Origin of the sequence: Streptomyces sp. NRRL S-495, from assembly GCF_000966955.1 — a bacterium.
GTDB classification, from domain to species: domain Bacteria; phylum Actinomycetota; class Actinomycetes; order Streptomycetales; family Streptomycetaceae; genus Kitasatospora; species Kitasatospora purpeofusca.
In genome coordinates this window covers 1-9,424 of record NZ_JZWY01000775.1, presented here as the reverse complement: position 1 = coordinate 9,424, position 9,424 = coordinate 1, and the positions used below count along the sequence as shown (strand labels likewise).

5 protein-coding genes and 1 pseudogene are annotated in these 9,424 nt (G+C 74.0%); 2 read left to right on the top strand and 4 right to left on the bottom strand.

The window, feature by feature from the left end; genetic code table 11:
- Positions 1–223, bottom strand: a 223-nt coding sequence (locus VR45_RS33190) for a 1-deoxy-D-xylulose-5-phosphate synthase N-terminal domain-containing protein (RefSeq protein ID WP_045943608.1), incomplete at its 3' end; no start/stop codon positions are given.
- 210 nt (positions 224–433) lie between these two features.
- Complete coding sequence (locus tag VR45_RS33185; protein ID WP_045943607.1) at positions 434–1,618, bottom strand: ROK family transcriptional regulator; 1,185 nt, start codon at positions 1,616–1,618, stop codon at positions 434–436.
- Positions 1,619–2,088: 470 nt separating this feature from the next.
- Here VR45_RS33185 and VR45_RS33180 point away from each other — a divergent pair, with 470 nt between their 5' ends.
- Both VR45_RS33180 and pepN read left to right on the top strand, forming a co-directional pair.
- Entirely contained in the window at positions 2,089–3,867 is a 1,779-nt protein-coding gene (locus tag VR45_RS33180; RefSeq protein ID WP_045943606.1) for a PQQ-binding-like beta-propeller repeat protein, read from the top strand.
- 138 nt (positions 3,868–4,005) lie between these two features.
- Positions 4,006–6,585: an aminopeptidase N gene (pepN, locus tag VR45_RS33175; RefSeq protein ID WP_045943605.1), complete on the top strand. Its 2,580-nt coding sequence runs from the start codon at positions 4,006–4,008 to the stop codon at positions 6,583–6,585.
- A gap of 153 nt (positions 6,586–6,738) precedes the next feature.
- On the opposite strand, the gene VR45_RS33170 is transcribed toward pepN, so the two are convergent.
- Together VR45_RS33170 and malQ are read right to left on the bottom strand one after the other, a co-directional pair.
- Positions 6,739–6,969 carry a hypothetical protein gene (locus VR45_RS33170; protein WP_030395011.1) on the bottom strand — a complete coding sequence of 77 codons (231 nt, stop codon included), beginning with the start codon at positions 6,967–6,969 and terminating at the stop codon, positions 6,739–6,741.
- Between the two features lie 20 nt (positions 6,970–6,989).
- Positions 6,990–9,058: pseudogene (gene malQ, locus VR45_RS33165) on the bottom strand (4-alpha-glucanotransferase).
- Positions 9,059–9,424 lie beyond the last annotated feature (366 nt).

The window sequence follows — 9,424 nt, the reverse complement described above, 5'->3', positions numbered from 1 at the left end:
TCTGGTGGCCGGTGTCGAACAGGATGCGGTCGCGCGGGGAGTCGAACACCTTGTGCAGCGCGATGGTGAGCTCCACCACGCCGAGGTTCGGGCCCAGGTGGCCGCCCGTCTTGGAGACCTCGGTCACCAGGAAGGTCCGGATCTCCTGGGCCAGTGCGGCCAGCTGTCCGGGCGTGAGCCGGTCGAGATCGCGCGGTCCCCGAATTCGGGTCAGCAGGGCCACCCGTTCCTCCTCGTTCGTGTTCGCGGACCGGAGGTCCGACGGGCGTCGCTGCCCGGTGTCGACCGGTCGAGTCTAATGTCCGCCCACCGGACGCCGGGCGGGGCGTCCGGTCCCGACGGCCGGTACGCGCCAACCACCTCGGCGGTCACTCTTTCGGGTGAACGTGGAAAACCGGCGTGTCGTTGCACCCGGCCGGGACGGCCCCGGGGCTCAGGGGCGGGCGACGGCGAGCGCGCTGGAGTCCCCCGCCTCGCTCATGACCAGGGCGAGCGCGCCCAGGACCTCGGCCCGGCCGCCCAGCGTACCGGGGACCACCGACAGCTGGCGGGCGGCGCTGGGGATCGCGTAGCGGGCCACCGAATCGCGGATCGGCGCGAGCACCAGCTCGCCGGCGTCCGCGAGCTCGCCGCCGAGGATCACCCGGCGCGGGTTGAGCAGGTTGCAGAGGGTGGCCACACCGGTGCCGATCTGCCGGCCCGCGTCGGCGATCACCCGACGGCAGCCGAGGTCGCCCTGGTGGGCCAGCTCGACCACCCGGGTCAGGCTGAGCTCGGCGCCGAGGGTCGGGGTGAGCAGGTTCAGCAGGTAGCGGGAGCCGACGAAGGTCTCCAGGCAGCCCCGGTTGCCGCAGCGGCAGACCGGGCCCGCCTCGTCCAGGGTGATGTGGCCGATCTCGCCCGCGGTGCCGCCCGGGCCCCGGTAGATCTGCCCGTTGACCACCAGGCCCGCGCCGACGCCGCTGGCCACCTTGATGTAGGCGAGGTCGCTCAGGCCCCGGCCGGCGCCCCAGACCAGCTCGCCGAGGGCGCCGAGGTTGGCGTCGTTGTCGACGTGCACCGGCATGCCGAGGCGCTCGGCCAGCTCGCGGCCGGGGGCGATGCCGGTCCAGCCGGGCAGGATCGCGGTGGAGCCCAGTGCCCCGGTCTCCACGTCGATCGGGCCGGGCACGCCCAGGCCCACGCCGATCACCTTGTCCGGGCGGAAGCCGGCCTCCGCGAGCAGCCGCTCGACCAGGGCCTCGGCCCGGTCGAAGCCCTGCGCGGCCGAGACGTCGACGTCCATCGGGGCGCTCTCCTCGGCGAGGACCCGGTGGGCGAGGTTGCCGACCGCGACCCGCAGATGGGTGTGGCCGAAATCGATCCCCACCACGATGCCGGCGTCACCGCTGAGCGAGACACTGCGGGCGCGCCGTCCGCCGGAGGAGGTGTCGGCCACCACGACGGTGCCGCTCTCCTTCAGTTCTCGGACGATGTTGGACACCGTGGCCGCCGAGAGGCCGGTCCCTCGGGCGATCTCGGCCTGGGTCAGCGAGCCGGCCATCCGCACCGCGCGGAGCACCCGCTCCAGGTTGGCCCGGTGCAGCGAGGACTGCGAGCCCGGAGTGTCCGTCGACATGATCCACCCTCCCAAGGGGGCCGGGGACCCCTCCGCCGGGTGTCCCCTTTCAACTCCTGAAGCCTAGGGCCTGAATCCCGGTGAAGGCACGGGGGAGAGTCGGCGAAGAGCAGGTGAGGGAAGAAGGACCGCCGGGCGCGGGGGCGGAGCGGCGGCGGGCCTGCGAACCGGCCCCGGCCCAGGTCGGCGGGGCGGGCCGAGGGTTGACAGCACCGCAGGTCGGCGCGGGGGCGACCGGGAGCTACGGTTCCGGCGCCGGTCCGAAAACCGATCCCCCGTACGATGGTGCCCAATCTCACCCGTCCCGGCGGCCGCGGATGCGCGCCGCTCCCGGGACGATTCCAGACATGACGGGGCATCAGATGGCAGGGGATCACCCTACACCGGGGGCTGGCGAAGCTTCCGGCAGCGGTCCGGACAACCGGGGCGTCTCTCTCGGACGCCCGGCGGGCGGCGTCGACCCGGCGGCCGTGGCCGACCAGCAGACACAGCTCGACGGGGCCGCGGTCCCCGGTCAGGCCGCACCGCAGGCACCGGCCGCGCCGCCCGCACCGCCGGCCGGGGCACCGGGGGCCGCCGGGGCGTACGCGTACGCGCCCACCGCCCCCGCCTTCCCCTCGCAGAGCCCGGCGGGAGCCCCGCCGCAGGCCCCGCCGGTGGGCCCGTACGACCCCTCCCCCGGCCAGCCGCAGTTCGGCGCCCCGGCCGCGGGCCAGCAGTACGGGTACACCGCCCCGCCCGCCGACGCCGGCGCGGCCGGCTACGGCTACCCGCAGCAGGGCGGCGGCTACGGCTACCCGGGCGCCCCGGCTCCCGTGGCTCCGCCGAAGCGCAACCCGGTGATGGTCTGGGGCGGCATCATCGGCGGTGTGCTGGCGATCGCCATCGTCGCCGCGCTGATCGTGCTGTTCACCGACGACAACAAGAAGAAGGACGACCAGCCGACCGCCTCCGGCGGCACCACCGGCCAGGTCACCGGCGGGCCCAGCGGGGACGCCACCGCCACCGGCGGGACGGTCACCGCGCCGGCCACCGGCGGCGGCACCGGCGGCGCGACCACCGGCGGCGGTGGCGGCGGCAAGGCCGGCGCCTACAACCCGGCCTGGGCGGCCGACAAGCCGGCCAGCTCGGTCAGCGGCTCGACCCGGATGCTCGCCATCTGGGGCGCCGAGAAGGTCGCGGTGCGCGCCGACACCACCGGCATCCGCGCCGTCAACACCTCGGACGGCAAGGAGGCCTGGAACATCCCGGTGCCCTCCGGCGCCAAGGAGTTCTGCTCCGCCTCGTACAGCGCCAACTCCAAGCACATCGCCGCGATCGCGCTGAACACCGGTGACAGCGACTGCTCCACCATCGCCGCGGTCGACCTCACCACCGGCAAGCTGAGCTGGACCGTCAAGGTCGGGCAGAGCCGGATGAGCTCCCCCACCCTGACCGTCACCGACAAGGTGGTCGGCATCGGCGCCAACACGGCCGCCGCGGTCAACATCGCCGACGGCTCCGCGGCCTGGTCGTTCCAGCCGCGCGAGAAGGACTGCAGCGTCTACGGCACCGTCGCCGGCGCCCAGATCGTGGTCACCGACCGCTGCTACGGCCTCAACACCACCGTCAAGTCGCAGCTGGTCATCGTCGAGACGGACACCGGCAAGGTCGCCTCGCCCGCGCCGATCACCCTGGCCGGCAGCATCGAGCGGGTCGACAAGGTGCTCTCCGAGCAGCCGCTCGTGGTCGCGATGTCCAGCGGCCCGAACGGCGACTACGTGATGCCGTTCGACAAGACCAACAAGGCCGGCACCCAGATGCCCGTCAAGGAGCCCGGCTACGACAGCCTGCGGCTCAGCGGCCTGGGCGACGCCATCACGCAGAGCGTGGTCAGCGGCACCACCCTGTACGTGCAGACCAACCCGACCAAGCCCTCGGTCAACGCCTACGACCTGAACACCGGCAAGCGGATCTGGTCGACCGACGGCAAGGCCAAGGACGGCCTGCGGCTGGTCTCCGGCACGGACAAGGAGGGCAAGGTCCGGGTCGTCATGGACATGGGCTACGGCACCGACGCCAAGCTGGCGACGCTCGCCCCCGCCGACGGCGCCGTGAGCGAGCTCGGCACCATCGCGCTCGGCAAGGACTCCTCCTCCTTCAGCATCAGCCTGAGCAGCAACGAGTTCGTGCTGAACTCGGACGGCGCGCTGTACGGGTTCTCCCGCAGCAGCATGGACCCGCCGGTGTTCAAGTTCGTCAAGAAGTAACGGCACCCCCGGGCGGGGTGGTGCGGGCCCGACCGGCCCGCACCACCCCGCCCGCGGCGTACCCGGGAGTATTCCGCCGGAGGCCGCGGGCGGACATGGCAGGATGCCAGGCATCAGCCCGACAAAGGAGTCCTGCGAGTGCCCGGCACCAATCTGACCCGTGACGAGGCCCGCACCCGGGCCGACCTGCTGCACGTGGACGCGTACGAGATCGAGCTCGACCTGAGCTCGGCCCGAGAGGGGGGCACGTTCCGGTCCACGACCGTGGTCCGGTTCACCGCCACCACCCCCGGCGCGGCCACCTTCATCGACCTGGTCGCCCCGAGCGTCGAGGAGATCGTCCTCAACGGCGTACGGCTCGACAACAGCGCCTTCGCCGACAGCCGGATCGCGCTGCCGGACCTCGCCGCCGAGAACGAGCTGCGGGTGGTCGCCGACTGCGCCTACACCAACACCGGTGAGGGCCTGCACCTGTTCGTCGACCCGGTCGACGGCGAGACCTACCTGTACACCCAGTTCGAGGTGCCGGACGCCCGCCGGGTCTTCGCCTCCTTCGAGCAGCCCGACCTCAAGGCCGCGTTCGCCTTCACCGTGACCGCGCCCGCCAACTGGGTCGTGGTCTCCAACTCGCCCACCCCCGAACCGGAGGGCGAGGGCGACACCCGGGTCTGGCGCTTCGCGCCGACCGGCCGGATCTCCTCGTACATCACCGCGCTCGTCGCCGGCCCCTACGTCGGGGTCTTCGACAGCTACGAGAACGGCGAGCAGAAGGTGCCGCTGGGCATCTACTGCCGGCCCTCGCTGCGCGAGTTCCTGGACCCTGAGGCGATCTTCGAGGTCACCAAGCAGGGCTTCGACTACTTCCAGGAGAAGTTCGACTTCCCCTACCCGTTCGCCAAGTACGACCAGCTGTTCGTGCCGGAGTTCAACGCCGGCGCGATGGAGAACGCGGGCGCCGTCACCCTGCGCGACCAGTACGTGTTCCGGTCCAAGGTGACCGACGCCGCGTACGAGGCCCGCGCCGCGACGATCCTGCACGAGCTCGCCCACATGTGGTTCGGCGACCTCGTCACCATGGAGTGGTGGAACGACCTCTGGCTGAACGAGTCGTTCGCCACCTACGCCGAGGCGGTCTGCCAGGCCGAGGCGCCCGGCTCCCGGTGGCCCAACTCCTGGACCACCTTCGCCAACCAGATGAAGACCTGGGCGTACCGGCAGGACCAGTTGCCGTCCACCCACCCGATCATGGCCGAGATCAACGACCTGGAGGACGTCCAGGTCAACTTCGACGGCATCACCTACGCCAAGGGCGCCTCGGTGCTCAAGCAGCTGGTGGCCTACGTCGGCCAGGACGCCTTCTTCGAGGGCGTGCGCGCCTACTTCAAGCAGCACGCCTGGGGCAACACCCGGCTCGGCGACCTGCTCGGCGCCCTGGAGAAGGCCAGCGGCCGCGACCTCAAGTCCTGGTCCGCCGCCTGGCTGGAGACCGCCGGCATCAATGTGCTGCGCCCCGCGCTGACCCTCAACACGGACGGCGAGATCGAGTCCTTCGCCGTGCTCCAGAGCGCCCCGGCGCTCCCGGCCGGCGCCAAGGGCGAGGCCGTGCTGCGCCCGCACCGGATCGCCGTCGGCCTGTACGAGCTCAACGACGGCGCGCTGGTGCGCACCGACCGGATCGAGCTGGACGTCAACGGCCCGCGCACCGAGTTGCCGGAGCTGGTCGGCCGCCACCGCCCCGCGGTGATCCTGCTCAACGACGACGACCTCACCTACGCCAAGGTCCGCCTCGACGAGGACTCGCTGGCCGTCGTCACCGAGAACCTCGGCGGCTTCACCGAGGCGCTGCCGCGCGCGCTGTGCTGGGCCTCCGCCTGGGACATGACCCGCGACGGCGAGCTGGCCGCCCGCGACTACCTGACGCTCGCCCTCTCCGGCCTGCCCCGGGAGAGCGACATCGGCGTCGTCCAGTCGGTGCAGCGGCAGGTCAAGCTCGCGCTCGACGTCTACGCCGACCCGGACTGGCGCGAGCAGGGCCTGGCCCGCTGGGCCGAGGCCGCCGAGCAGGCGCTGCGCGACGCCGAGCCGGGCAGCGACCACCAGCTGGCCTGGGCCCGGGTGCTCGGCTCCGTCGCCCGGACCGACGGTCAGCTCGACCTGCTGACCGGGCTGCTGGACGGCGGCACCGTGATCCCCGGCCTGGCCGTGGACACCGAGCTGCGCTGGGTCCTGCTGGGCCGCCTCGCCGCGACCGGCCGGGCCGACGAGGCCGCGATCGAGGCCGAACTCGCCCGCGACAACACCGCGGCCGGCCAGGAGCACGCGGCCAGCTGCCGGGCGGCCCGCCCGACGGCCGAGGCCAAGGCGGCGGCCTGGGCCTCCGTGGTCGACTCGGACGAGCTCACCAACTACGTGCAGGCGGCGGTGATCGGCGGCTTCCAGCAGGCCGACCAGCGCGAGCTGCTGGCGCCGTACTCGGAGAAGTACTTCGCCGCGGTGAAGGGCGTCTGGGAGAGCCGCAGCCACGAGATCTCGCAGCAGATCATCGGCGGCCTGTACCCGGCGCTGCTGATCGGGCAGGGCACGCTGGACGCCACCGACGCCTGGCTGACCGCCGCGGAGCCGGCGCCGGCGCTGCGCCGTCAGATCGTCGAGGCGCGGGCCGGGGTGGAGCGGGCGCTCAAGGCGCAGGCCGTCGACCGGGCCGCCGGGGAGCGCTGACACCGGCGGGGTGCGTCCCCCTCCCGCGCGGAGGGGGACGCACCCCGTGCGGGGTCGCACCTCCCGCAGGAACGGAAACGCCCGAGGGGGCGCCGGACATCGTCCGGCGCCCCCTCGGGGTCTGTGCTGGGCTCCGTGGTGGAGGGCCCTCGGCTACTTCTTCTTGTCCTTGTTGCCGTACGGCATCGCGGCCAGGCCGCCGATGATCACGAAGGCCGCGATCGGGAGCAGCACGTACAGGCCGAGGGTCTGGGCGACGCTCAGGCCGCTACCCGGGTCGTCGCCGTCGTCCCGGGTGAGGGCCATGGCGGGCGACGACAGCAGCATCATCAGCGTGACCGTTGCGGTGACCGCGCCGGCTCGCAAAGCGTTCCTCTTGTCCACGGTGCCAACTTACCCGTGACTTACGCCGAGCCGCTCGGCGGGGTCGGCCTTTCGGGAGCCGGTCCGGGCCCGGCGGCCGGTCGGGCGCGCACGGAGCGCAGCAGGTCGGCGAGGGTCCGCGCGTCCGGGGCGGCCGCCAGGCCGTCCAGGGTGACCGGGCGCCCTGAGCCGTCCGCGACCGGCAGCCGCCAGTTCGGGTACTGGTCCCAGGTGCCGGGCAGGTTCTGCGGGCGCGGGTCGCCGACCACGTCCGGCAGCCAGACGCCGACCAGCTCGGCCGGGGTGTCCGCCAGGAACCGGTAGAGCGCGGCCGCCGACAGCGGCTCGTCCCCGGCCAGCAGGCCCAGCCGGAGCAGCTCGGCCCGCCAGTCGGCCAGCTCGGCGGCCGCCTCCGCCTGCTCCTCGCCGAGCGCGCGGGAGAGCAGGCCGAGCCGGTGGCGCAGCTCGACGTGCTCTCCGGAGAGCCGGGCCGCGGTGGACGGCAGGTCGTGCGTGGTCAGGGTGGCCAGGCTGCCCGGGCGCCAGCGCCCCGGGGGCAGGATCGCGCCCCCGCCCTGCCAGTCCCGCTCGAACCAGAGCACCGAGGTGCCCAGCACACCGCGCTCCGCCAGTTCCTCGCGCACCCCGGGCTCGACGGTGCCGAGGTCCTCGCCGACCACGGCGGCGCCGGCCCGGTGGGCCTCCAGGGCGAGCACCGCGAGCATCGCCTCCGCGTCGTAGCGGACGTAGACGCCCTCGGTCGGGGCGTGCCCGGCCGGGACCCACCAGAGCCGGAACAGGCCCATCACATGGTCGATCCGCAGGGCGCCGGCGTGCCGGGCGGCGGAGCGGATCAGCTCGGCGAAGGGCCCGTAGCCGACGGCGGCCAGCGCGTCCGGGCGCCAGGGCGGCAGGCCCCAGTCCTGGCCGTGCGCGTTGAAGGCGTCCGGCGGCGCGCCGACCGAGATCCCGGCGGCCAGGACGTCCTGGAGCGCCCAGGCGTCGGCGCCGTCCGGGTGGACGCCGACCGCGAGGTCGTGCACCAGGCCGACCGGCATGCCGGCGGTGCGGGCCGCCTGCTGGGCGCGGCCGAGCTGGCGGTCGACCTGCCAGGCGAGCCAGCGGTGGAAGGCGACCCGGTCGGCGAGTTCCTCGGCCTCGTGCCGGACGTGCGGGGAGTCGGGGTGGCGCAGGCCCTTCGGCCAGTGGTGGTGGTCGGCGCCGTGGCGCTCGGCCAGGGCGTTCCAGACCGCGTACCGCTCCAGCCACTCCCCCTCGCGGGCCCGGTAGGCGTCGAACGCGGCCGTGCGGACGGTGCCGTGCCCGTCCGCGTACCGGCGGTACGCGCCGTGCAGGAGCTCCAGGGCGCGGCGCTTGAGAGCCCAGACCTCGTCGCGGTCGATCAGGCCGTCGTGGACCTGTCTCTTATACACATCTCCAGCAGCTCGTCGGCCTCGGCGCGCTCCTCGCCGGCCAGGTAGGCGTACTCGGGCACCTCCTCGATACGCAGGTGGACCGGGTCGGCGAAGCGCCGGGAGGAGGGGCGGTAGGGGGACGGGTCGGAGGGCGTGGAGGGCAGGGCCGCGTGCAGCGGGTTGATCTGGACGAAGCCCGCGCCGAGGGAGCCCGCCCAGGTGGCGAGGTCCGCCAGGTCGGCGAGGTCGCCCATGCCCCAGGAGCGGTCGGAGAGGACGGAGTACAGCTGGGCGAGGAAGCCCCAGCCCCGGCCGGGGAGGGCGGGGAGGCGGTCGGGGGCGACGATCAGGTGCGCGGTGGCGGTGCGGTCCGCGGCCTCGGCGTGCAGGGTGTGCCGGCCGGGCGGGAGGTCGGCGGGCAGCCAGTGGGCGTGGCCGTTCGGGAGCCGCCATCGTTCGCCCTGCTCCAGGACGACGGTGAGCCGGGTGTCGGCGGGGAGGTCGAGCGCGGTGCGGCGGCCGGCCCGGGCGACCACGGTCGGGGGCAGCAGACGGGCCCGCTGCTCCGCCCGGTGGCGGGCGAGGGCCTCGCGGGCGGCGTCGGGGGTGGCGGCGGCCACGCCGAGCGCGGCGAGGACGGCGGCCAGGGTGCGGGCGCCGGCCGGCACCCCGCCGGGGCCGTGGCGGGTGTCCACCCCGTGGGCCTGCGCCAGCGCCACCAGCTCGGGCGGCGGCGGTGGCGCGTCCTGGGCCGGCACCTCCAGTGCGTCGGCTCCGTCACGGTCGAGATAAGCGGCCACTCGCGGCTCCTGCGATGTCTCGGCAACGCCCAGTCAGGACAGGCACAGTCCTACCCGGGTGACGCCCTGGTGACCCGGCGCGACACGACCGGGACTGGAACCGGGAGTCGACAGCAGCACCACGCACGCCGGGTCCAGGAGCACCACGCGCGGGTGAGTCTTTGACCCCGACCCCGCACGGACCGCGAGCGAGCCGAAGGGGCGCGCCGGTGCCGAAAGGGAGAAGCGAGGAGGCCGCGAGGTACGAGCGGCATTGGAGCG

Excerpts from the sequence above, each read along its gene's own strand:
- VR45_RS33185 (WP_045943607.1), bottom strand. The coding sequence starts at position 1,618 with ATGTCGACGGACACTCCGGGCTCGCAGTCCTCGCTGCACCGGGCCAAC.